Source organism: Chitinophagales bacterium, from assembly GCA_040877935.1.
Classification (GTDB): Bacteria; Bacteroidota; Bacteroidia; order Chitinophagales; family CAIOSU01; genus JBBDNB01.
In genome coordinates, this window is record JBBDNB010000033.1 from 24,055 (window position 1) to 47,277 (window position 23,223).

Annotated in this window: 20 protein-coding genes and 1 tRNA gene; 12 read left to right on the forward strand and 9 right to left on the reverse strand. The window is 38.3% G+C overall.

Going from position 1 to position 23,223, the window contains the following annotated elements:
- Positions 1-4: 4 nt before the first annotated feature.
- Positions 5-2,374: a S8 family serine peptidase gene (locus WD048_08445; protein MEX0812233.1), complete on the reverse strand. Its 2,370-nt coding sequence runs from the start codon at positions 2,372-2,374 to the stop codon at positions 5-7.
- Between the two features lie 247 nt (positions 2,375-2,621).
- Between WD048_08445 and WD048_08450 the strand changes: the two genes are divergently transcribed.
- The 4 genes from WD048_08450 to WD048_08465 are packed head-to-tail and all read left to right on the forward strand — an operon-like array spanning position 2,622 to position 5,487.
- Positions 2,622-3,983 (forward strand): (Fe-S)-binding protein, encoded by a 1,362-nt coding sequence (locus tag WD048_08450; GenBank protein ID MEX0812234.1) that lies wholly within the window; start codon positions 2,622-2,624, stop codon positions 3,981-3,983.
- Positions 3,984-3,989: 6 nt separating this feature from the next.
- The gene (locus WD048_08455; protein MEX0812235.1) at positions 3,990-4,778 is read left to right on the forward strand and encodes a (Fe-S)-binding protein; all 789 of its coding nucleotides are present in this window, start codon (positions 3,990-3,992) and stop codon (positions 4,776-4,778) included.
- Positions 4,779-4,789: 11 nt separating this feature from the next.
- A complete protein-coding gene (locus WD048_08460; GenBank protein ID MEX0812236.1) occupies positions 4,790-5,284 on the forward strand; it encodes a hypothetical protein in 495 nt (164 codons plus the stop codon).
- 50 nt (positions 5,285-5,334) lie between these two features.
- Entirely contained in the window at positions 5,335-5,487 is a 153-nt protein-coding gene (locus WD048_08465; protein ID MEX0812237.1) for a hypothetical protein, read from the forward strand.
- A gap of 1 nt (position 5,488) precedes the next feature.
- Here WD048_08465 and WD048_08470 read toward each other — a convergent pair whose 3' ends face one another.
- Positions 5,489-6,937, reverse strand: coding sequence for an SLC13 family permease (locus WD048_08470; GenBank protein ID MEX0812238.1), 1,449 nt, complete (start codon positions 6,935-6,937; stop codon positions 5,489-5,491).
- A 199-nt stretch (positions 6,938-7,136) separates the two neighbouring features.
- Here WD048_08470 and gldL point away from each other — a divergent pair, with 199 nt between their 5' ends.
- The 3 genes from gldL to WD048_08485 all read left to right on the forward strand — a co-directional run bounded on the left by gldL (position 7,137) and on the right by WD048_08485 (position 11,897).
- Entirely contained in the window at positions 7,137-7,655 is a 519-nt protein-coding gene (gene gldL, locus WD048_08475) for a gliding motility protein GldL (GenBank protein MEX0812239.1), read from the forward strand.
- Positions 7,656-7,716: 61 nt separating this feature from the next.
- On the forward strand, positions 7,717-9,336 hold the full coding sequence (locus tag WD048_08480; protein MEX0812240.1) for a GldM family protein: 1,620 nt from the start codon (positions 7,717-7,719) through the stop codon (positions 9,334-9,336).
- A gap of 8 nt (positions 9,337-9,344) precedes the next feature.
- Positions 9,345-11,897 (forward strand): DUF6089 family protein, encoded by a 2,553-nt coding sequence (locus WD048_08485; protein MEX0812241.1) that lies wholly within the window; start codon positions 9,345-9,347, stop codon positions 11,895-11,897.
- Positions 11,898-11,979: 82 nt separating this feature from the next.
- Here WD048_08485 and clpX read toward each other — a convergent pair whose 3' ends face one another.
- The 4 genes from clpX to WD048_08505 all read right to left on the reverse strand — a co-directional run bounded on the left by clpX (position 11,980) and on the right by WD048_08505 (position 15,475).
- Positions 11,980-13,218, reverse strand: coding sequence for an ATP-dependent Clp protease ATP-binding subunit ClpX (gene clpX, locus WD048_08490; GenBank protein MEX0812242.1), 1,239 nt, complete (start codon positions 13,216-13,218; stop codon positions 11,980-11,982).
- Positions 13,218-13,904 (reverse strand): ATP-dependent Clp endopeptidase proteolytic subunit ClpP, encoded by a 687-nt coding sequence (gene clpP, locus WD048_08495; protein ID MEX0812243.1) that lies wholly within the window; start codon positions 13,902-13,904, stop codon positions 13,218-13,220. Before clpP ends, clpX begins: the two co-directional genes overlap by 1 nt.
- Positions 13,905-13,956: 52 nt before the next feature.
- Positions 13,957-15,324: a trigger factor gene (gene tig / locus WD048_08500; GenBank protein ID MEX0812244.1), complete on the reverse strand. Its 1,368-nt coding sequence runs from the start codon at positions 15,322-15,324 to the stop codon at positions 13,957-13,959.
- A 69-nt stretch (positions 15,325-15,393) separates the two neighbouring features.
- Positions 15,394-15,475 (reverse strand) — tRNA-Leu (locus WD048_08505).
- Positions 15,476-15,595: 120 nt separating this feature from the next.
- Here WD048_08505 and WD048_08510 point away from each other — a divergent pair.
- From WD048_08510 to WD048_08530, 5 genes are all read left to right on the forward strand, one after another.
- Positions 15,596-17,812, forward strand: coding sequence for a bifunctional (p)ppGpp synthetase/guanosine-3',5'-bis(diphosphate) 3'-pyrophosphohydrolase (locus WD048_08510; GenBank protein MEX0812245.1), 2,217 nt, complete (start codon positions 15,596-15,598; stop codon positions 17,810-17,812).
- Positions 17,813-17,877: 65 nt separating this feature from the next.
- Positions 17,878-18,348: a transcriptional repressor gene (locus WD048_08515; protein MEX0812246.1), complete on the forward strand. Its 471-nt coding sequence runs from the start codon at positions 17,878-17,880 to the stop codon at positions 18,346-18,348.
- 62 nt (positions 18,349-18,410) lie between these two features.
- On the forward strand, positions 18,411-18,752 hold the full coding sequence (locus tag WD048_08520) for an STAS domain-containing protein (protein ID MEX0812247.1): 342 nt from the start codon (positions 18,411-18,413) through the stop codon (positions 18,750-18,752).
- A gap of 16 nt (positions 18,753-18,768) precedes the next feature.
- A complete protein-coding gene (locus WD048_08525; GenBank protein MEX0812248.1) occupies positions 18,769-20,052 on the forward strand; it encodes an adenylosuccinate synthase in 1,284 nt (427 codons plus the stop codon).
- A complete protein-coding gene (locus tag WD048_08530; protein MEX0812249.1) occupies positions 20,045-21,337 on the forward strand; it encodes an anthranilate synthase component I family protein in 1,293 nt (430 codons plus the stop codon). Before WD048_08525 ends, WD048_08530 begins: the two co-directional genes overlap by 8 nt.
- A gap of 126 nt (positions 21,338-21,463) precedes the next feature.
- Here WD048_08530 and WD048_08535 read toward each other — a convergent pair whose 3' ends face one another.
- The 3 genes from WD048_08535 to WD048_08545 form a co-directional block, all read right to left on the reverse strand.
- The gene (locus WD048_08535) at positions 21,464-21,931 is read right to left on the reverse strand and encodes a DNA starvation/stationary phase protection protein (GenBank protein MEX0812250.1); all 468 of its coding nucleotides are present in this window, start codon (positions 21,929-21,931) and stop codon (positions 21,464-21,466) included.
- Positions 21,932-22,015: 84 nt separating this feature from the next.
- Positions 22,016-22,759 carry a response regulator gene (locus tag WD048_08540; GenBank protein MEX0812251.1) on the reverse strand — a complete coding sequence of 248 codons (744 nt, stop codon included), beginning with the start codon at positions 22,757-22,759 and terminating at the stop codon, positions 22,016-22,018.
- Between the two features lies 1 nt (position 22,760).
- Positions 22,761-23,222, reverse strand: coding sequence for a response regulator (locus WD048_08545; protein MEX0812252.1), 462 nt, complete (start codon positions 23,220-23,222; stop codon positions 22,761-22,763).
- Position 23,223: the final 1 nt, after the last annotated feature.

Below are 23,223 nucleotides of genomic sequence, written 5' to 3' on the forward strand. Positions count from 1 at the left end.
AGTCCTATTGAACACTGATTTTTCCCTGGTGAATTAATTGCTGTCCATCATTAATGCTGTAAAAATACAGCGCATTTTGCAAAGCTGCCTTTTTTAATGAAATTCGATTGAGCTCATTTTGTAAAATTCTTTTAAGTACAATTTTTCCTGTCAAATCCATGATTTGAAAATTCAGTGGAAAATCTGCTTTGCCCTCAAATTTGAGCATTAACTCCTGATCGCCCGACACCGGATTTGGAAATACTTTTATACTCAATGCATTTTGACCTGCTATAGAAATATTTGTAGTATCATTTGGATCGGGTTGATAAAAACAACTGTCATTATCAGTATTTGCATCTTCATCATAATTAATAGCGAAAGGATCGGTACAGCCATAGACTTTTGGAATACAAGAACCGTCATCGAAATCCAGGCCAGCCTGGTAGTTGAGTGCTGAAGTGTCTTTGCAGCCATAGGTGTAATTCAATTGAATGGCCTCAAAAGCATTCAATTTGCCATAGCCCCAGGTATTGTCGGGCAATTGATTGCCGGTATAAGTATCCTGCTTGGCTGAATTGATGATTACATCTTTTACTTCCCTGAAACATGCATCGGGATTTTTTTCAAAAAACAAAGCAGCAAAACCAGCCACTACAGGCGAGGCCATACTGGTACCTCCATTTCTAAAATGCTTGCCACCAATGGCTACTTTTTGGCGATCGCTATTTCCCAAAGAAATATTGATCTGTGCCTGATTGCCGGTGGCAATAGTAGTACTTCCAGTTGCCGAAATATCGGGCTTTGTCCTGCCGTCCCTTGTTGGGCCCAAGCTCGAAGTCGGATTTATTTGATTCACAAATGCGGCTTCACCGGTTATAACTAGGTTTGAATCCACATCCAGGTAATCAGTTCTGTTGGCATAATTCCCCACAGAAATCACTTTATCTGAAGCCTGTATGCTACTAACCATGCTCTTTTGATTGTCGGGAAACTTGTAGTTCACAATTTCAGGCATGTCATTTACAGAAGGGACATTTTGGACAATATTGGAATTGCCAATAAGCACCTGACTTCCCCAACTGTCAAAAGAACCAGTTCCGGTAGTGCTCAATCGCCAGTAATGAGAAGAATTACTTGCCGCAATATTAAAATCAAGGTAATAATAACCATCTTCTTTTAATTCTGCACGGATAACTACATTGCCAACTCCTACCAAGTTTTCACTGATGGTTTCGGTTAAATTTCCAGGCTCTAGATTAAAATCCTGCTTGATATTGAAAAAATCCGTAGCCGCCAATGTAGCAGGTGCTGAACCAGCTCCGGGATCATCAGCCGAAATCTGAAAATACACACTGTCGAAATCTGCTGTATCAGACCACAATTGTATTGAAACATTATTCAAAACATTAGTGTAGCTGTACCATGTAAAAGCCGTATCTGCCGTTACCTCATAGCCCAGGTGATAATTAAATCCTCCGGCATTGCCATTGGCCATAACCACTGCTCTTCCACAACGCTCTTCCAACAATCCATCTACAATTTTAGAAGCCATATCCGTGCCGTCACGTGAGCCAAAATAGGTGCCCAGGCTGCCGTTGATTACACAAGGTTTGCCCATAGCGTCCGCTTTCTTGAAAATATAATCTATACCATCAATAAGTCTGCTTAGAAATGTGGCTTCGAAATTAAATGCAACTACAATCAGATCAGATTCTGGAGCCATACCTTTGAATCGACCTGTGGCTCTGCCATTTCCTGCCGCAATTCCTGAAACAGTAGTGCCATGTCCATTTGTCCCAACAGGTTGTTCAAAATGCGTACAATTGCCCTGATCAATATCTACCTGGTTCCACTGCTGTCCATAATTATATGGTGCCGGGCTATTTACATTGCTCACCCTTTGGTCCCATATATATTTAATCCGAGTTTGGCCATTGGGTTTTATAAAATCTTCATGTTCAAACCAAATGCCGAAATCCACTATTCCAACAATAACATCTTTTCCGGTATAGGCTTGGCTTAAAGGGGCTGCTCCCTGGTGAATGGGCAATATATTGTTCTTAATGATGGCCGTATCTGCCAATGGAACTACCGGAATATCTGCATTCTCCACAGCAATGATGGCCGATTCATCCAGAAAAGGTTCTAATTGCGAAAGTGGAATATTGATGTGATGGTATTGGTCAACACCGTATTTGTAATATCCCCCGTGTTTTACTACTACTTTTTCAACAGCAGAAGTTTCGCCTTTTACAAAAAGATTAAGGTCGTTTTTCTGAAATTTCTCACTGTTGATCAGACTTCTGGAGAATAAGTCTAATTTGCTGTTTTGCTGAGCAAAAAGTAAAAAACTGCTATTGAGCAATAAAAGAAAGATGCAATACCTGATCATAAGACAATTTTGAGCTTTTACTATAAAATACTAATCAACATTTAAGGCAGTTTCAGAATCTTGAATTTTAGACCTTAAACTTTGTCAACAAATCAAACTTATTGAATTTTATTATACTTTCACCGCGATTTATCAACAACACCACATCTTAATTGTATCAATTCTAAATTTAGCAAATAATACTGCATTTCTTTAAAAAGTGAATTAATACAAGTAATTTAGACCCTCTAAAAGCGCAGCAGAAAATATGGAGTTAGTTCAGATTATCGTATTTATACTTGTATTTGCATTGACACTTTTTCTCTTTTTCAAGGAGGCAAAGTTTATTTACCGAAACATCAAACTTGGCAGACCAAAGCAAATTGACGACAACAAAAGCGAGCGGTTTAAAAGAATGCTGCTGATTGCTTTTGGGCAGAAAAAAATGTTCAAAAATCTAATTCCGGCTTTTCTGCATTTGGCCATTTACGTTGCGTTTTTGATTACCCAAATAGAGTTGATAGAAATTCTTATCGATGGATTTACCGGAAAACACCGCTTGTTTTTCAATTTGGTAGAAGGATCTGCAATAGGCGAAGGAATTTACATCGGCATCATTACTACAATTGAGGCCTTATCCATTTTGGCATTTATTGCAACCATTGCTTTCCTGGCAAGAAGAAATTTACTAAAAGTTCCCCGCTTAACCATGTCGGAAATGAATGGCTGGCCTAAGTTGGATGCCAATATCATCCTTTTTGTAGAGTTGTATTTAATCATTTGCATATTCTTGATGAATGGTGCAGATATGGCTCGTGAAAAAGCTTTAACTGGCGAGGATTATGGTTTTCCAATCAGTGGTGCTTTAATGCCTTTGTTTGCGAATTTTAGCCCTGATACATTGAAAATTTTAGAGCGCATTGGCTGGTGGGGACACATCTTAGGGGTGTTTGCTTTTTTGGTTTACATTCCCCACTCAAAGCATTTGCATATCATGCTGGCATTTCCAAATGTATATTTCAGCAGGCTATTTGAAAAAGGCAGACTGAACAATATGGAGGCTGTCACCAATGAAGTAAAATTGATGATGGATCCCAATGCCGATCCTTATGCAGAACCTGAAGCTTCAGAGGGTGGAGAAGAAGAAGTTCCTGAAAAATTTGGAGCCAAAGATGTTCAAGACCTGAACTGGAAACACCTCTTGGATGCATACAGCTGTACCGAATGTGGAAGATGCAGTGCTGCATGCCCGGCCAGTCAGACCGGCAAAAAACTATCTCCCCGTAAAATAATGATGGACACCCGTGATAGACTGGAAGAAGTGGGAAAAGGCATAGATGAGCACGGCCCTGATTTCACCGACAATAAATCTCTTCTTGGGGATTATATCACTACTGAGGAATTAAGAGCATGTACAACATGCAATGCCTGTGTAGAAGAATGTCCGGTTTCTATCAATCCATTGGATATTATTTTTGAATTGCGCAGACATTTAATTATGGAAGATTCCAATTCTCCGGAAGAATGGAATCTAATGTTTAACAATATTGAAAATAACGGAGCTCCATGGCAGTTTTCTCCAACAGACAGATTGAAATGGGCTGATGAATTAGAAAAAGGAAAAGCGTAAAAATATATGAGCAATACAGTTCCAACAATGGCCGATATGTCGGCCAAAGGTGAAGAACCTGAAGTATTATTCTGGGTAGGATGTGCCGGAAGCTTTGATCAAAGAGCACAATCCATTACCCAGGCATTTGTAAAAATCCTGAATCATGTGGGGATTAAATTTGCTGTGCTAGGCACCGAGGAATCCTGCACAGGCGATCCCGCCAAAAGAGCCGGTAATGAATTCCTGTTTCAAATGCAGGCCGTTACCAATATTGAAGTTCTGAACGGCTATAATGTTAAAAACATCGTTACTACCTGCCCGCATTGCTTCAATACATTGAAAAATGAATATCCTGCACTGGGTGGAAATTACAAAGTGATACATCATTCGGCTTATCTCCAGCAACTGATAGATGAAGGCCGCATCAAACTAAAAGAAGGCGGATTTTTCAAAGGCAAGAAAATCACCTATCACGATTCCTGTTACCTGGGACGAGCCAATGACATTTATGAAGCACCAAGAAAAGTTCTGGAAGCATTGGATGCAGAATTGGTAGAAATGAAACGCTGCAGAACCAAAGGGCTTTGCTGTGGAGCCGGTGGCTCGCAAATGTTCAAGGAAGATGAAAAAGGAGACAAACGGATCAATCAGGAACGCACGGAAGATATGCTGGACAGTAAATCAGAATATGTTGCGGCAGCTTGTCCTTTCTGCATGACCATGCTTGGAGATGGCATCAAAGAAAGAGACAAGCAAAATGAAGTTAAAGTTTTGGATTTGGCTGAACTAATGGCCAAAAGCGAGGGTTTGTAAACAAAAAATAAATGGCAGTTTTTGAAAACATTCCCGACCACGCAAGAGTGTGGATTTACCAAAGCAATCACAGATTAGAAGATCCACATGCCGAATGGCTGCAATCAGAAGCCAATGATTTTGTGGCCAATTGGGCAGCACATGGCAAAGGCTTAAAAGCCGAAGCTGCAGTATTACACAATTACTTTCTGATTTTTATGATTGATGAAGCACAGGCACAAGCTTCAGGATGCTCAATTGATGCATCTGTAAATTTTGTGCGTTCTGCTCAACTCACGCTCAAATGTGATTTCTTTCAGCGATTGCACATTACTTACCGAAAAGACAAAAACAGCCCTGTAGAATCTGCTGACCAGGAAACTTTTGAAAAAATGTTGGAATCTGGAGCAGTAAATGAGGATACAATAGTATTCAACAACCTGGTAAACAACAAAGCCGAATGGCTTGAAAAATGGGAGGTTCCGCTCTCCCAGAGCTGGCATGCAAAATTTTTCAGCAAAGTGTAACCTTTTTTTATGGCTTTCGTAAAATGGGAAACAACCAAAAAACTATAGCCATGAAAAATTCAGGAACCATGAAAAAGATAGGCCGATTTGTAGTAGCATTTACAATATTTGCACTATACACCAGCTTTTCCCCATCAGATGGAACCATTGAAGACCCTTCAATAAGTTCTGCTGAGCAAACCCACACTGAACAACTTGCTTAATTCAGGAAGTTAAGAGCATATAAATTGTTGTAATCAGTACACCTGTTAAATTGAGGTATATCCCCGTTTTTGCCATATCCTTTATTTGCAAATGACCCGATGCGAATATTATTGTATTGGGCGCAGTTGCTACCGGCAACATAAACGCAAATGAAGCAGAGATGGTAGCCGGGATCATCAATAATTCTGGAGAAATACCTGCCCCTACTGCTATTGCAGCAAGTAAGGGTAAAAACAATTGCGTAGTCGCCATATTAGAGGTCATTTCCGTTAAAAAAGTGAGACAAAAGCAAACCACCAAAATACTTACAAACACAGGCACTTCACTCACAAAGCTGATTTGCCCTGCCAGCCATTCGCTCAATCCGCTTTCCTGAAAACCAGCGGCCAGAGCAAAACCACCTCCAAAAAGCAAAATTACTTCCAGTGGCAATTTCTTAACATCTTCCCAGTGCAAAAGGCGTTTGCCTTTTCCTTCTTTACTAGGAATTAAAAAGAACAAAGTAGCAATCAAAACCGCAACAGTTCCATCTTTAAAATATTCAGGGTGTGCAAACAATTCTGACCAACCAGGCAATTTGATAAAATTCAAATCCAAAGGTGCACGGGTAAACCACAATAATGCCATCAATGAAAACAGAAAAGACACCCATTTTTCTTCATACTTCATTCCACCCAGATTTTTGTACTCATTTCTGAATAATTGAAATTCTTCTTTTGGCAAAACTACCCCAGAGAAATACATGTACTTTATCAAAAAATAAGCAGCCCCCAGCATTAAAATACTTAATGGCAACATTCTTAAAAACCAGGCCAGAAAAGTAGGTGCCTGTTGATCGGGGAACAAGGTTTGAAACTGCGAAAGAAAAATCAAATTAGGGGGTGTACCGATGAGCGTAGCAATTCCGCCAATAGAAGCAGAATATGCTATTCCCAATAACAAGCCTATAGCTAACTTCTTAGCATGTGCGCTACAGGATTTATTTAATTGCGTTAAAACAGCAATTGCTGTGGGCAACATCATCATAGTAGTTGCAGTATTTGACATCCACATTGATAAAAACCATGAAGCCAACATCATGCCAAGCAATACCCCGCTGATATTACTGCCGGTCATCAATATTATTCTTAAAGCAATTCTGCGGTGCAAATTCCATTTTTCCATGGCAAAAGCCACCATAAAACCACCAATGAAAAGCCACAGCACATGGTGCATATATTGCGGAGCAACATCAGCAGTACTCATAATACCAAAAAGAGGAAACAAAAGTACCGGCAACATAGAAGTTATGGCAATCGGCACCACTTCAGTGATCCACCAAATGGCCATCCAGAGGACAACAAAAGTCATGTGCGCAACTGTTGCATCCACACCCTGTTTTAGCAATAACAAATCCACAGCCATTCCCACAGCAGGACCAATCAAGCGCTTTAAAATGTCTATGAACATTAGGTAAGAAGATGATTTAAGGAAATGAAGTTAGGAATTTGTTTGGATGTGGGGAAAGAGTTAGGCTGTAGCATTCAAAACTAAAACTAATTTAGTGTCTTATTTTTGATTTAAATGCACTACCTGTCTGTATAACTCTTTGAAAATATTGCTATATTAGCACACTTATAAAAAAGACCCTAATAAATTTTGAATGCTTATGGCAACTAAAAAGAGAGAAAAGTTCAGTGCATTTAACCTGGCATATGGAATTGGAGCATCTATCGTATTGACAGGAGTACTTTTCAAGTTTTTACACTGGGAATATGCCAATGAAATGTTATTTGTAGGATTATCCACCGAGGCAATTCTGTTTTTCGTTTCTGCATGGGAAAAAGTGGACACCGGATACAAGTGGGAGAAAGTTTTCCCACAACTTTCCAAGGAAGGGGAAACCAGTGCCGAGCAATTGGAAAAAGCAGTGGAAAATGCCATTGAAAAAGCCAACATGGATCCCCAGGTAGTTGAAAAACTCAGCAAAAGCATGGAGTTGATGGAACAGAACATTACCAAGATGGCTGAAGCCTCCAAAGCCGCAAACCTGCAAGACCAAATCAGCCGTTTGCAATCTGCTACTGAAAATTTTGAACATGAAATTTCAAAATTGAATAAAAATGTGGCTGAAATGAATAAGTATTATGAAAAAATGCTTGCTGTAATGGGCAACCGTGAAGCATGATCAAACACCCGGGCATACTTATTCCACTTTCTAATACAAAATATCATTAACCGCGAGGAGAATGCAAAACAATCAATCACTACGACAGAAAATGATCAATATGCTTTATTTGGTATTGATCGGAATGGTATTTATGAATCCGGTACTCGATTTCATTGAATTGTTTACTGATATGAACAAAACCCTAGAAAGGGCCAATTACAGAATTGAGCAGAAAAACAATCAAACACTAAAAACACTAAAAAGGGTTTTGGAAGCTGATTCTGCTAAATACCATGGTATATACAGCAAGCTTGAAAAAGCCCGGATGATCAGCGACACTACTATTAACTTTCTGGATTCCATAAAAAACAGTCTAATAATCGAATCGGGCGGATACAGAGGAATGCACATAAAATCTGCAAAAGATGCAACCATGTCTCACCGGAAAATGATTAAAGATGGTGTGGCCTTGGACATCAAAGAAAGATTGGAGACAGTCAAAAGCCAACTGCTTAACCTTATGGACGAATCTGAAACTGCCATGCTCGACACTGTTCTTATTACCACAGATACTCTCAGAAAAATAGATGGAAATCTAATGGAATGGGAGAAATATTACTTCGATGAAGTCCCATTAAATGCTGTTATCGCTTTACTCACTAAATTTCAAAATGATATCCGACTCTCACAGTCAATGGTAATAAAAAAATACTATGATATTACAGAAAGAGGTTTCGATGTTTCTATGACAACGCCTGAAGCCGTTGAACTCGACACCATTTTGTTAGAAAAAGGAGTACGCAAGTTTGATGTATTTGACATTGGAGATGATGGTACCGCCCGGATAATTATACCCAATATTCCAAAACAATCACTCGGTGATGCAATGATTTATCAATATGATGATGCAGGAAATATAATCGATAGTTTTGCATTTAAAAACGGAGTAGGTGAAATAGAACTGAACACCAGTCAAATAGGTGAGTTTAAGGTAAAAGGAGTTGTTAAATTCAGATATCCCGCTCCTAAAGACCCACAAGCCAAAGAATCAGGTAAAATCCAAGATGAAACCCTAACTCAAGAATACCCCTTTGAAATAAATTACGATGTAATTAATCCACAGCCACACATCAGTCAAAAAGATTTCAATGTTTTATATGTTGGAGTGAATAATCCTATTAAAGTAAACCACCCTGAGCACAATCGTGAGAAATACGAAGTCACTATTAGCCAGGGAGAAATAATAGATAATGGTGAAGAGTTTTTTGCTCGTGTAAACCGCACTGGATTTGCCTATGTCACATTAAAAATACCGGATAAAAATGGTGCGATGAAAACCGTAAATACTGAGAAATTTATGGTCAAAGAACTACCTAAACCAACAGCTAAAGTTTACAATCGCGTAGGAGGTGACATGCCTTCAAAACTATTCAAACAGCAGAAAGGATTAAAAGTAGAATTGGACAACCTTCCTTATGATGCAAATTACAGGGTTGTAGAGTACAAAATCACCTATATTAATTCCAATGGACTTGGAATATTTCGTGAAAAGGTAAAAGGTTCTTATTTTACAGGACGTGCCAAAGAATTAGTTGATCTGGCTCAACCTGGTGACATCTTTATTTTTGAAGAGATTTTTGTAAAAGGGCCAAACGGCAAAAATGAGGAAATTGAATCCTTAGTATTTAATATTAAATAAACATCATCATGTTCGATTTTAAAAAACTGGCAACCATCACTCTGATATTAGGGGTTTTTCAAATAATCAGCCCTCCTACTGTCTTCGCTCAATCAGAAGGAAGTAATGCAAATACTGACACAACAGTATTGGAAGGTTTTATTGAATCAGATCGCTCCTTGAGCTCAGGGAAAATTTATCTTGTACAGCACAATGTTAAAGTTGATAAACAAGCTACTTTAAGCATTCCAGCCAATGTAACCATACTGTTTGACGAAAACACAACCATAGTAGTAGAGGGTGGATTAAATATAGAAGGCAGTCCAAATAATTTTGTTGTATTGAGTTCTAAAAACCCTGAATTTCTTGGTGAAGGAATTACTGTAAGAGGTGAATCCGACAGCAAAAACATCAATATCAGCTATGCTACTTTCAACAAACTTACAATGCCTTTGCAATTTGACATGGATTGGTACAGACCATCTGTGAATATAGAAAACAATATTTTCAAAGGAATTAATACAGGTGAATCTGCTATTTCCATATCCAGCCCTTTAGTTACATTTCAGAACACCGCGAATAAAAAAGTAGAATTCGTATTTTCTAAAAATAATTTCGTCAACAACTGGGCATCAATTTTTATTGAAAATTTCCAGGACAATATTATGGATCTGAGATTTAGAAATAACCTGATCAGCAATAATGTAGTCTATGGATTAGATAAAGGTATTCCTTCAAATACCCCATTATTTGGAATTTATGATCAAGAAGATAAAAGATTTCAAGCCCAGATTACGGACAATTCAATATTTGGAAATTACCAGATCAATGCAAGCAATGATACTGTTATAAGAGAAATTAGTCTTGGAATACAAGGATCCGGAGAAAAATTCATGATAGAGAACAATTTCTTCAGATCCACTGATCCTGATTATATTTCTTCAACTTTTGATCATTTTTATCAGAATAACTCTCTGCCATTAATGATTTCAAACAACACTAAAGACACCCCTTCTGCCAGTGCACATGGACAAATATATAAAGTAGAAATTAATGGAGAAGCAGTTCCAGACTATGCGAAAATACCTGATGTGAGTTCAGCAGACGTTTCATTTACTGTTTATTTTAACAGACCGGTAAGAGAATTGGAAAATGAACATCTGAAATCCGTTTATTACGATACGATCAACAATCAAATAGTATCAAACGATGTTGGCATTAGCAATGCTTCATTCAATGAGGACAATACGGTGTATGCTTTTAAACTGACCAATTCTTCCATATTAAAAAATGCACTGGGTTATCTCGTTCTAATGGGCTTTGAAGATCAGGAAGGCTTTGAAGTACCTGATTTTACAATTGGACAGCAAAATGCCATAAACCGCTACGGCAAAATGTATCAGGAAGGGCTTGCAAGCACTTATATCCCTCCTGCAGAGGTTATCAGCAACAGAGGTGGCTATGTTCCTGAAGAAACAGATCTTGAAACTTTAGAGTCATTGAATGAATTGGGAGACTTGAGTTATCTGGGTGCCTATACCTCTTTGGCCAAAACCTGGGAAGTTGGGGTTATGGCAGGTGCCTCAAACTATATGGGTGAAATGAGCTCAAAACTTATGGATAAAAATGAGTTCAATTTATCCCTCGGTGCCTATGCACAATATAATATTTCCAAATGGTTTTCAGCCCGATTAGGCTTTTTATATGCACGTATTTCAGGACTTGAAATTAACGACCCGGAACAAATCAGGCAAAAAAGAAACGGAAACTTCAGGAATGATATTTTTGAAGGAAGTCTATTATTACACTTCCACGTTTTACAGTATGGTATCTCAAAAGGAGAGAAATTCTCGCCCAGTATATTTGCAGGTATAAGTGCATTTTATCACAATCCTCAATCGAGGATTATGCTGGGCAGAAATGCCAATGATGAGCCGGTCTATTATCAGATAGATGATAAAGATGTTTGGATCAATTTGAGAGAAGTAGGAACAGAAGGTCAGACTGTAGGAAGACCTGATTCAGATCCCAATAGTGTTGCTATTAACGGAAGACAACCACCTGAAAAATATAGCAAAGTAGCTATTTCTGTCCCAATGGGAGTAGCCTTTGATTTTATTATACAAAAATCGTGGGTGATTGGTCTTGAAGCCGGCTTTAGACTTACATTTACTGATTATCTCGATGATGTTAGCGGATACTATTACGACAGGGCCAATTTGCACCAGGCCATAGTTGATCAAAATTCAACCATAACAGGACAAACCGGTGGTGTATTTATAAAAGATGAAATTACTTTTAGTGACAATGCTGCTGATCCAAGTAGAAGCACTACTGTTCAAACAGAAGGTGGAGAATGGCATATGGCTCAATTGGTAAGCAATCAATCGCTCTACAAATTACCCAATTCAGAAGAATCTGCTAGCTCTGGAGCTAATCATGCCACAGATTTTGGTTCAGGAAGAAGAGGTTCCATAAACAGAGACTGGTTCGCTTTCTTTGGTATTAAAGTCAGTAAAGTCTTTGGTTTTGACCGCTACAAGAAAAAGCAAGATAAAGAGCTTGCCGGAGAAGAATTATAATTCTAAATGCAGCACCTATATAAAAAAGCGGGCTGGAAAATTTTCCAGCCCGCTTTTTTGTCTGTACTCAACGAACAGCTTTTTAAGCTGCCCTCAATTTAGACAAGATATTCTTATCTAATTTCTGCTTGCAATGGGCTTCAGTAACTATAAATTTATCTGTTTTCTGAGAAGGCAGGTCAAACATTGCATCTGTCATTATAGCCTCACAAATAGAACGTAAACCACGAGCACCAAGCTTGTATTCAAAAGCCTGATCTACTATATAATTCAATGCAGCCTCTTCAAACTCAAGCTCTATAGATTCAAGTCTGAAAAGCTTTTTATACTGTTTTACCAAAGCATTTTTGGGTTCAGTAAGAATGGCTCTTAATGCCTTTTTATCTAAAGGGTTCAAATAAGTAAGCACAGGCAAACGGCCAATCAATTCTGGAATCAATCCAAAAGATTTTAAATCCTGCGGACTGATGTATTGCAAGAGATTTTCAGAATCAACACTGTCCTTGCGCTTTTGTGCATTAAACCCGATTGACTGCGTATTCAATCGCTTTTCGATATGCCTGTTCACGCCATCAAAGGCTCCACCACAAATAAACAGAATATTCGAAGTGTCAATCTTTACCATTTTCTGTTCGGGGTGTTTGCGCCCACCTTGTGGAGGTACACTTACTTCAGTACCTTCCAGAAGTTTTAGCATAGATTGTTGCACACCTTCTCCCGAAACATCACGGGTAATAGAAGGATTGTCACCCTTGCGTGCAACTTTATCAATCTCATCAATATAGATAATACCTTTTTCGGCCAATTTTACATTGTAATTGCAAACCTGCAACAAGCGTGCAAGAATACTCTCGACATCCTCTCCCACATATCCAGCTTCAGTAAACACTGTAGCATCTACAATGCTAAAAGGGACATTCAAAAACTTAGATATCGATTTGGCCAATAAAGTTTTTCCAGTACCAGTTTCTCCTACAAGCAGTATATTGGATTTTTCAATTTCCACTCCATCCTGATCTTTCTTCTGATTCAAGCGCTTGTAGTGATTATAAACAGCAACGGAAAGGTATTTTTTAGCCTCATCCTGACCAATTACATAATCATCCAAAAACTTAAAGATGTCTTTTGGTTTAATAGTTTTAGGCAGATTGAAATGGAATTCATTTTCCTTCTGGTAAAGCTCTTCATCAATGATATCCTGAGCCTGAACAATACAGTTCTCACAAATATGTCCGTCAATTCCAGCTACCAGAATTTTCACCTCCTCTTTTCGCCTTCCGCAAAAAGAGCATTTCAATCCTTTATCTTTTCCTCCTACCATTACGATTTGTCCTCTTTCTTGGTACTTGTAAGTATTTCATCGATCATTCCGTATTCCAGGGCTTCATTCGATTTCATCCAATAATCCCTATCGGAATCGCGTTCAACATCTTCCATTTTTTTTCCGGTATGCTCGCTGATAATTTCGTACAATTCTGTTTTTAACTTCAGGATTTCACGCGTTGTGATCTCTATATCACTGGCTTGTCCACCCGCGCCACCAAGCGGTTGGTGAATCATTACCCTGCTGTGGCGAAGTGCTGTTCTTTTTCCTTTGGCTCCGGCACATAAAAGTACTGCTGCCATTGAAGCAGCCATTCCTGTACAAATAGTGGAAACATCAGGACTTATAATTTGCATGGTGTCGTAAATTCCAAGACCGGAATAAACCATTCCACCAGGACTGTTGATATACAATTGCACATCCCTTTTCGGATCTGAAGATTGCATAAATAGCAACTGCGCCTGAACTATACTGGCTACATAATCATCAACCGGGCTGGCAAGAAATATAATCCTGTCCATCATTAACCTTGAAAACACATCAAGTGCCTGTACATTCATCGGGCGTTCTTCTATAATGTATGGTGTGAGATTGGTGACAGTCGATGAGAAATAATTATCGAGGTGCATGCTACTAAAGCCTTTGTCTTTAACAGCGTATTTCTTAAATTCTTCGTAATTCATTTATTTGTATTTATATCTGTTTTCTGTTAAAAACCCAAAAGCGGGAAATTGTTTACTCCACTAATTTTTTAAACTCCTCAAGTGAAATCTCTTTTTCTTTTGTTTTCACTTGATTTCGAATATAATCAAATAATTTTTCTTCATTAAGTTGTTCGTATATCTTTTGTGTTTGTTCCTTGTTCTTTAATACAAGACTCTCTGCAAAAGAATTTAGTTGCTCCTCCCCCAACATGGATGCATTCATTCCAAATTGCTGGGTTATCATTGCTTTAGCCTTTTCTCGAACTTCCTCTTCTGTAACTTTTATATCCTGCGCTTTGGCAATTTTATTACTAATCAAGCTCCATTTCAGGTTTTGAGCAAAATTATCGTATTCTTTTTCCAGTTGTTCATCAGAAATCGGTTGCTCATTGGAAAGCTTGATCCATTTTTTGAGGAATTCATTCGGGAGCGATATTTCTGTTTTCTCAATCAGCAATTTGAAAATATCCTGATTTAATCTACTTATCGTTCCCTGTTCAAAGGCTTTATCAATCTCTCCTTTAATCTTTTCTTTTAATTCATCCACAGATTTCACTTCACCTTCACCGAACAACTTGTCAAATATTTCCTGATTTAATTCCGCTGGAATCTTTCTGTCAATTCTATTTAAAGTCATTCTGAATTTAGAATTCATTCCTTCCGGAGCATCACCTTCTAACGCGAGATATGCTGAGTTGATTTCTTTTTGGTCTTTATCAAAGTCCTCATAAATATTTACATCAACGGTATCATTAAGTTTTAGATCAGCAAGCTCTTTTTTCAACTTGTCTGATTTCACATCGTCAAAGGCAAGATGTGCAGATTCATTTACTACGCCACTTTCTTTCACATTTCCATCAGCATCCAGTTCTTCTAATTTCACTTCCATTTCATCACCTGCTTTCAGACCGCTTTCCGGGTTTTCCGTTTCACCAAACTGCAACTTAATGCGATCAAGCTCCTCTTCTATCTGCTTGTCCTCAACTTTTATCTTGTACTTTTCAACTTCTGTATTGTCTTCTAATGCAGAGATTTCAAATTCAGGGCTCAAGCCCAATTCATAGACAAACTCCAAATCAATTGGGTTTTTCAAATTAATATCCTGAGGATTTTCATCAACTTTAGGGATAGGGTTTCCCAGAATATTGATCTCATTTTCCTTTAAATAAGTACCGATTTGCGTTTCAAGCATTTTATTGAGTTCTTCTGCCAGCACCTTGTCACCAAAACGTTTTTTCACAACGGAAACAGGCACGTTACCTTTTCTAAACCCTTTGATATCAACTTGCTTGCTTAATTTTTTTATGGATTGTTCTACCTCGGGTAAATAATCCTCTTTGGCAATATTTACTTTCAATAAAGCATTGAGTCCGTCTTTATCCTCCTTTACAATATTCACTTTATAATTTGATTTTAATGAAGTAAAAAAAAGCCCCATCCAATATGGAGGAGCTTTAACCTTATACAGTGCGGGTGGAGGGACTCGAACCCCCATGCCTCGCAGCACTAGATCCTAAGTCTAGCGTGTCTACCAATTTCACCACACCCGCGAAAAGAGTCACAAAAATAACCCAAATAAATGGAACAGCCAACGCCTAAGTAAATTTATTGGTCTTAAACAGTGTTGGGAACACATAATCTCATAAATTTACTGCAAGAAGGCTAATAACATGACCGAACTATCTACTATAGAGCGACAGCAGGAAAATAAAGAAATCCTAAAGCAATACAGGCAGCTTCTGCGTGTAATTAAACCGCAATTGCAGAAAGGCGACAAGCAACTCATTCGCCAGGCTTTTGAAACTGCAATGGAGGCGCACAAAGAAATGCGCAGAAAATCAGGGGAGCCTTATATTATGCATCCTTTGGCTGTTGCACAGATCACCGCAGATGAAATAGGCTTAGGGCCAATTTCTGTAGTATGCGCATTATTGCACGATGTAGTAGAGGACACAGAGCTCACCCTGGAAGACATACAAAGAGATTTCGGCTCAAATGTGGCCAAAATCATTGATGGGCTTACTAAAATATCAGGAGTATTTGATCTGCAAACTTCTGCACAGGCAGAAAATTTCAGGAAATTGCTACTAACCCTTACCGATGATGTGCGCGTGATATTGATAAAAATAGCTGATCGAACACACAATATGCGCACGATGGGAAGTATGCCCCGGCACAAGCAATTGAAAATCGCCTCTGAAACAGCATTCTTGTATGCTCCGCTTGCACACAGGCTGGGGTTGTATGCCATTAAATCGGAGTTGGAAGACCTCTCAATGAAATACACCGAAGCCGAGGTCTATAAAATGATTGCAAAAAAACTAAACGAGACAAAGAGAGAAAGAAGCCGCTATATAAATGAATTTATTAAACCACTTAAAGCCCGCTTACAGGATTCAGGTTTAAAATTCGATATTGTTGGCAGACCCAAGTCCATCCATTCCATATGGTCAAAGATGAAAAAGAAGGGCGTAGAATTTGAGGAGGTTTATGACTTGTTTGCTGTAAGAATAATAATTGACGTTCTACCAGAAAAAGAAAAATCCGAATGCTGGAGGGTTTATTCTTTGGTAACTGATACCTATCGTCCAAACCCGGGAAGATTAAGAGATTGGGTATCCACACCCAAAGCAAATGGTTATGAGGCATTGCACATCACTGTAATGGGGCCTAAGGGAAAATGGGTAGAAGTACAGATTCGAACAGAACGTATGGATGAAATTGCTGAAAAGGGTTATGCAGCACACTGGAAATACAAAGAAGATTCAGCAGACAATATGCTGGATGACTGGCTTACCCGTATTCGTGAATTGCTTCAAAATCCAGAATCCAGTGCCCTTGATTTTGTGAATGATTTTAAACTCAACCTGTTTTCTGACGAAATATATGTTTTCACGCCTAAAGGCCAATTGCGAATTCTACCTAAAGGTGCCACAAGCTTAGATTTTGCTTTTGATATTCATACAGATATTGGAGCAAAATGTATCGGAGCAAAAGTAAATCACAAACTTGTACCGCTGAGCTATAAACTCAGAAATGGCGACCAGGTAGAAATTATAACATCCAGGAAACAAAAACCTACTGAAGACTGGCTCAACCTTGTTGTCACAGGTAAGGCTAAAGCCAAAATAAAATCTTCGCTTAAAGATGAAAAAAGAGCAATTGCAGAAGATGGAAAAGAAATACTCAAAAGAAAACTCAAAGGACTGAAAGCACCCTGGTCGGAAACACTGGTGCACGAAATCACCTCTTTTTACAGCTATAAAACCAGCCTTGATCTGTTTTACAATATTGCGCAACAAAAAGTTGATCTAAGCAAACTCAACAATGTGAAAATTGTAAAAGATCAAATCATTGACCAGAAGAAAAATGATGAAATTGTTTTAGAAGAAAAAGAAGAAAGTGTAGAAGACAGTATTCGAAACAAACTGCAAAAAAATGCAGAACTACTCATTTTTGATGAATCTGCCGATAATATTGATCACAAATTTGCACCTTGCTGCAACCCAATTCCTGGAGATGATGTTTTTGGATTTATTACTGTCAATGAAGGCATTAAAATCCATAAAACAAGTTGCCCCAATGCCGTACAATTGATGTCCAATTACGGTTATCGTATCGTAAAAACCAAATGGACCAAACAACACGGCATTGCATTTTTGACAGAAGTAAAAGTCAGCGGATTGGATGATGTAGGCATTATGAACAAGATTACTACAATTATTTCCGGAGAGCTTAAACTCAATATGCAAAGCCTTTCAATTGACGGAAAAGACGGTATCTTTGAAGGATTGATAAAAGTTTATGTTAACAATACAGAAGAACTGGACCAACTTATTAATAAACTTAAAAGTGTAGATGGAATTCTATCGGTTAACAGATTGTGATCATTGAAAATTTACACCTACTCTTCAATGTTAGGAGATTTTAAAATTTTATTGTATAATTAGATATGGCTTTGATAAAAAATCAAAAAGAGCGCTTTGCAGAAATCAAAAGCATTTTTTCCAATTATTTGGAAAAAAACAAACAGAGGAAAACTCCTGAGCGCTTTACAATTTTAGAAGAAATATATATGCGCAGCGATCATTTTGATGCCGAGACGCTATATATTCAAATGAAAAACAAAAATTACAATGTTAGCCGTGCAACAGTTTACAATACCCTGGAACTGCTTGTGGCCAGCAATTTAGTCACCAAACATCAATTTGGCGACAACTCTGCCCAGTACGAAAAATCCTATGGGTACGGACAGCACGATCATATCATTCTCACCGACAAAGGACAAGTACTCGAGTTTTGCGACCCGCGTATTGAAAATATCAAAGCTACACTCGAAGAAGTCTACAATATTAAAATTCACAATCATTCCCTTAATTTTTACGCAACTACAACAGAAGAAAGTAAAAAAGACAATTCATAAGCATCAATGAACTTGGATGGGCTAAAATAGTTTCAGTATATTTACCATCAAAATACGGACATATGGAATACAGCATAGAATCAAGAGACAATGCCAGCATTATCACCATGGAAGGCAGCCTTTTGGCAGATGTACAATCAAGAGATATCCTCCAAAAAGTAACAGAGCTCATTCAGAATGAACAAGTCAATTTTGTTATGGAAATGAGCGAACTGAAATTCATAAACAGCTCCGGATTGGGCATGCTTTTAACTTGCCTTACCAAAGCCCGAAAAGCCGGTGGGGATGTAATTCTTGCCAATATGCCAGAGCAAGTCAGCAATTTGTTGGTCATCACCAAACTCAATTCAATTTTCAATACCGCAGATTCCTTAGAAGAAGGATTGGAAAAATTTAATTCATAAGCCCGCTTTTAAACAGATGCAAGTAGATATATTATTAGGACTGCAATGGGGAGACGAAGGCAAGGGCAAAATTGTAGACTACCTTGCCAGCAATTATGATATTGTAGCCCGATTTCAGGGCGGTCCCAATGCAGGACATACTTTAAAAATCAACGGTAAAAGTTTTGTATTGCACACCATCCCATCTGGTGCATTTCAAAAAAATGTGACCAATGTAATCGGAAATGGAGTAGTCATTGACCCTTTCACTTTAAAAAAAGAAGTGGATAACCTAAATTCTGTGGGCGTTGATATCAGCAAAAACCTGCTGGTTTCCCAAAAAGCCCACCTGATACTACCTACACACAAAGTGCTGGATGCCGCTTCGGAACACAAAAAAGGACAGTCAAAAATAGGTTCTACACTGAGGGGAATTGGCCCTACCTATATGGACAAAACCGGTAGAAATGGGCTTCGCGTTGGCGATTTACTGAGCAGCAATTTCGATGAAAAATACCAGGCACTTAAAAATAAGCACCTCGATCTATTGGGCAATTACGATTTTGATTTTGATCTTGCGCAAGCAGAGCAAGAATGGGAAACCGGTATTGAGTTGCTCAGAAAACTACAACTGATTAATGTAGAATATTACCTGAATAATGCACTGGAGAAAAACAAACGCATTCTCGCAGAAGGTGCACAGGGCTCTATGTTGGATATTGATTTCGGAACCTACCCTTTCGTGACATCTTCCAACACCATCAGTGCTTCTGCCTGTAAAGGACTTGGAATTGCGCCCAATAAAATTGGCGAAATATATGGTATCTCAAAGGCTTATTGCACCAGAGTTGGTTCTGGCCCTTTTCCCTCTGAATTGTTTGATGATGACGGTGAAAAACTGAGAAAAGTCGGCAATGAATTTGGTGCCACCACAGGCCGCCCGAGAAGATGCGGGTGGATTGACCTGCCTGCCCTTAAATATTGCATTATGCTCAATGGGCTCACACAACTTATTCTAACTAAAATTGATGTGCTCAATAGCTTTAAAAGTATAAAAGCAGGAACTGCCTATCGATACGATGGCAAGGAAACACAGGAACTACCTTTTGATCTTGATAATATAGATATTGAAGTGGTCTATCAGCGTTTTGAGGGATGGGATACTGAAATTTCAGGTGCCCAAAATTTTGAAACACTTCCACAAACATTAAAGCAATACATTCTCTTCCTGGAAAAATACCTGAATGTGCCTATTACATTAATTTCCAATGGCCCGGAAAGAGAAGCGCTGATCTCAAAGTCAAGCGCCATTTATGCCTGAGTCCTATTCTTTTGATTCGGAAGCTTCTTTTGAGCGCTTCTTTAAAAAAGCCCTTTTTTATGGCGATCAATTTGAATGCTTTTGCCTGCTCAATGGCAATGATTACCAGAGCGGACTCTACCAGGCTTTCCCAATAAAACTGGCCATTGGTGCAATTTCAAAAATAGAAATTCCATACGGACAAAAAGATATGTCTGAGCTAAAAGAACGACTTAGAAACAATAAAAATGAATTGTTTTGCATTTTCTCTTACGAATTAAAAGATGCAATAGAAACAAGTCTTTCCTCTCAAAACCCTGACCGGATAAAAGCACCGGCAGCTGTGTTTTTCACCCCAGCAATTCTGCTGGAATTCAACCAGAAAGAAATTTCCATAAGCTCAGATTCTGAAAATGCAGATGCTGTTTACAATACGATTCAAAAAATAGAAATCCCCACTTCAGATAAGTACAATGGAAAAATCACTTCGAAAATCACAAGGGAGGATTACCTGGAAAAAATACGCAGCCTTCAAAAGCACATCAAACAGGGTGATATTTATGAAGTGAATTTTTGTATGGAATTTTTTGCCAAGGAAATTTCACTGAATCCAATTGCCACTTATGATGCACTGAACAAGAGTTCTGCAAGTCCTTTTTCTGCCCTGTTTAAATGGAATGCACATTACCTCATATCAGCAAGCCCGGAACGCTTTTTACAAAAAAAGGGAAATAAGCTTTTATCGCAGCCTATAAAAGGTACGCGCAAACGCTCAGCAGACCCAGAAGAAGATAAAATGCTGGCAAAAGAACTCTTAAATGACCCGAAAGAACAGGCAGAAAATGTAATGATCGTTGACCTGGTGAGAAATGACCTTACACCTTTTGCAAAGACAGGCTCTATCAGAGTAGAGGAATTGTTTGGCATTTACAGTTTTCCACATGTGCATCAAATGATCTCAACCGTATCTGCAGAATTAGAAAATGATAACAAATCCATTGATGCCCTTTTGAGGGCCTTTCCAATGGGATCGATGACGGGTGCGCCAAAGCTCAAAGCTATGGAATTGATAGAAAAATACGAGGAAAGCAAAAGAGGCTGGTACTCCGGTGCCCTGGGTTATTTTGATAAAAATGGGGATTTTGATCTCAGCGTAGTGATCAGAAGTATTGTTTATAATCGAAATACAAAAACAGCCTCTTTCCAGGCAGGCAGTGCCATCACCTATGATGCCATTCCCGAAAAAGAATATGAGGAATGTCTGCTAAAGGCCGAAGCCTTGAAAAATGCGCTTCGCTGTCAGTAAACAACCTCGGGGCAAGCCCACGAGGCATTTATTTGGAAAAAATACTTTTGATTACGAGGCAAGCCTCGGAGCACCCGCCTGCTTAGTCGGGCAGGTTTAAATCTCGATTATCGAGTAATTAGAGATCTACTTCAAATAAGCACCCAACATCCAAACTACTTTTTCCTGTTTGGTAATATAGTCACTGATCAATGTGGCTGTACCTTCATCATTGGTTTTTGAAGCGAGCTCCATGATTTCCCTTTCCTGCGCTATGATTGTCTGCAAAGCTTCAAGTGTGGCATTCACGGTAGATTTTCCATCTGAAAGGTCTTTTTGCTCTTCAATTTTAGTCACTTTCAAATAAGAACTGAAAGTGTGCAATGGCGTAACGCCAAGTGTCAATATTCGCTCAGCAATTTCATCAATTGAGGTTTGGGCATCTGTATATAGCTCTTCAAATTTTGCATGCAATTCAAAAAACTGATCGCCTTTTATATTCCAGTGAAAGCCTCTTAAATTCTGATAATACAATTGATAATTAGCCAAAAGCAAATTCAGCTCATTGGCAAGTTTTTCAGCATTTCCTTTGTCCAGTCCTATTAAATTTTTCATAGTTTATCGTTTTTATTTTGTTCAAATTTACAAAAAACATCTTATAGTATTTATCTATATTTTTTATATTATCATAGTTTAAAGCTATACTTTCTGGATAATTCCTACCAAAGTATCATTTTCAGTTTTGTATCTTGCTTTTATTAGAAATGCCGGTTTTTCCTGGTCCTTGAGTTTTATTGAAAGACTAAAGTCTTTTTTCTTTTCAATTGCTTCTTCTATTGATGTTCCCAATTTTTCAGATGAAGCTTTATCAAGCAAATTTTGAAGATTTTTCAATGCATAGTTGCGTTGTACCTTCAGGCCAAGCAATTCCTTCAAATAAGACGTCATCCACAATTCTTTACTTTGCAGGTCCAATTTCCAATAACCCAGTTCAGCTATTTCCTGGGTTTCGTGAAATTGCATGGAGTTTTCATCCAATTCACGGACTCTTTGTTTGAGTTGAGCACGTTCAAACGCATAGCGTATAGATGAAGTAAGTACTTTTCCGTCAAACTGACCTTTTACAAGAAAATCCTGCGCACCAAGCTTGACCGTTTGTACTCCTAATTCATTATCTGACAGTCCTGTCAGAACAATCACCACTGATTCACCTCCATTTTCCAGAATCTGCTGCACGGTTTCCACGCCTTTGCTGTCGGGCAAATTCAAATCGAGCAGGACTACATCAATTTTATTTTTGGATAAAATGTCAAGTGCTGTATTTAGGTATTCGGCATGAATAAACTCTGCTGTTTTAAAAATAGATTCTTCCAGGTAAAACTTCACCAAAAACGCATCACCGGGATTGTCTTCTACCAGCAATATTTTTAAATTTTTCTCCATACTATCCTAAATTTTTTGACTTGGGCAAACTGGCAATATCAAACCAAAAATTTTCAATCATATTAATTGCTCTACAAAATTCATCATAATCTACCGGCTTTGTAAGATAACAATTGGCTCTTTCGCGATAGACCGACAAAATATCATTTTGAGCCTCTGATGAAGTTAACATAATAACAGGAAGATGAACCATGTCTGAATTATTTTTAATATCCTTTAACAACTCCAAGCCATTTTTCTTAGGTAAATTCAAGTCGAGAATAATTATATCCGGCAAATACGCTTCTTTATCTGCTGTAGATTTATCTTTTAGATATAATAATGCTTCTTCTCCATCATAGCAAACTTCGATTGATACATCAAAAGCACTGTCTTTGAATACTTCCTGTGTGAGCCGTATATCTCCGGGGTTGTCTTCTACCAGCAGTATTTTTATTTGCTTCTTGTTTACTTTTTGTACCATA

Coding starts and splice junctions, on each gene's coding strand:
- WD048_08445 (MEX0812233.1), bottom strand. CDS start 2,374: ATGATCAGGTATTGCATCTTTCTTTTATTGCTCAATAGCAGTTTTTTA.
- WD048_08450 (MEX0812234.1), top strand. CDS start 2,622: ATGGAGTTAGTTCAGATTATCGTATTTATACTTGTATTTGCATTGACA.
- WD048_08455 (MEX0812235.1), top strand. CDS start 3,990: ATGAGCAATACAGTTCCAACAATGGCCGATATGTCGGCCAAAGGTGAA.
- WD048_08460 (MEX0812236.1), top strand. CDS start 4,790: ATGGCAGTTTTTGAAAACATTCCCGACCACGCAAGAGTGTGGATTTAC.
- WD048_08465 (MEX0812237.1), top strand. CDS start 5,335: ATGAAAAATTCAGGAACCATGAAAAAGATAGGCCGATTTGTAGTAGCA.
- WD048_08470 (MEX0812238.1), bottom strand. CDS start 6,937: ATGTTCATAGACATTTTAAAGCGCTTGATTGGTCCTGCTGTGGGAATG.
- gldL (MEX0812239.1), top strand. CDS start 7,137: ATGGCAACTAAAAAGAGAGAAAAGTTCAGTGCATTTAACCTGGCATAT.
- WD048_08480 (MEX0812240.1), top strand. CDS start 7,717: ATGCAAAACAATCAATCACTACGACAGAAAATGATCAATATGCTTTAT.
- WD048_08485 (MEX0812241.1), top strand. CDS start 9,345: ATGTTCGATTTTAAAAAACTGGCAACCATCACTCTGATATTAGGGGTT.
- clpX (MEX0812242.1), bottom strand. CDS start 13,218: ATGGTAGGAGGAAAAGATAAAGGATTGAAATGCTCTTTTTGCGGAAGG.
- clpP (MEX0812243.1), bottom strand. CDS start 13,904: ATGAATTACGAAGAATTTAAGAAATACGCTGTTAAAGACAAAGGCTTT.
- WD048_08510 (MEX0812245.1), top strand. CDS start 15,596: ATGACCGAACTATCTACTATAGAGCGACAGCAGGAAAATAAAGAAATC.
- WD048_08515 (MEX0812246.1), top strand. CDS start 17,878: ATGGCTTTGATAAAAAATCAAAAAGAGCGCTTTGCAGAAATCAAAAGC.
- WD048_08520 (MEX0812247.1), top strand. CDS start 18,411: ATGGAATACAGCATAGAATCAAGAGACAATGCCAGCATTATCACCATG.
- WD048_08525 (MEX0812248.1), top strand. CDS start 18,769: ATGCAAGTAGATATATTATTAGGACTGCAATGGGGAGACGAAGGCAAG.
- WD048_08530 (MEX0812249.1), top strand. CDS start 20,045: ATGCCTGAGTCCTATTCTTTTGATTCGGAAGCTTCTTTTGAGCGCTTC.
- WD048_08535 (MEX0812250.1), bottom strand. CDS start 21,931: ATGAAAAATTTAATAGGACTGGACAAAGGAAATGCTGAAAAACTTGCC.
- WD048_08540 (MEX0812251.1), bottom strand. CDS start 22,759: ATGGAGAAAAATTTAAAAATATTGCTGGTAGAAGACAATCCCGGTGAT.
- WD048_08545 (MEX0812252.1), bottom strand. CDS start 23,222: ATGGTACAAAAAGTAAACAAGAAGCAAATAAAAATACTGCTGGTAGAA.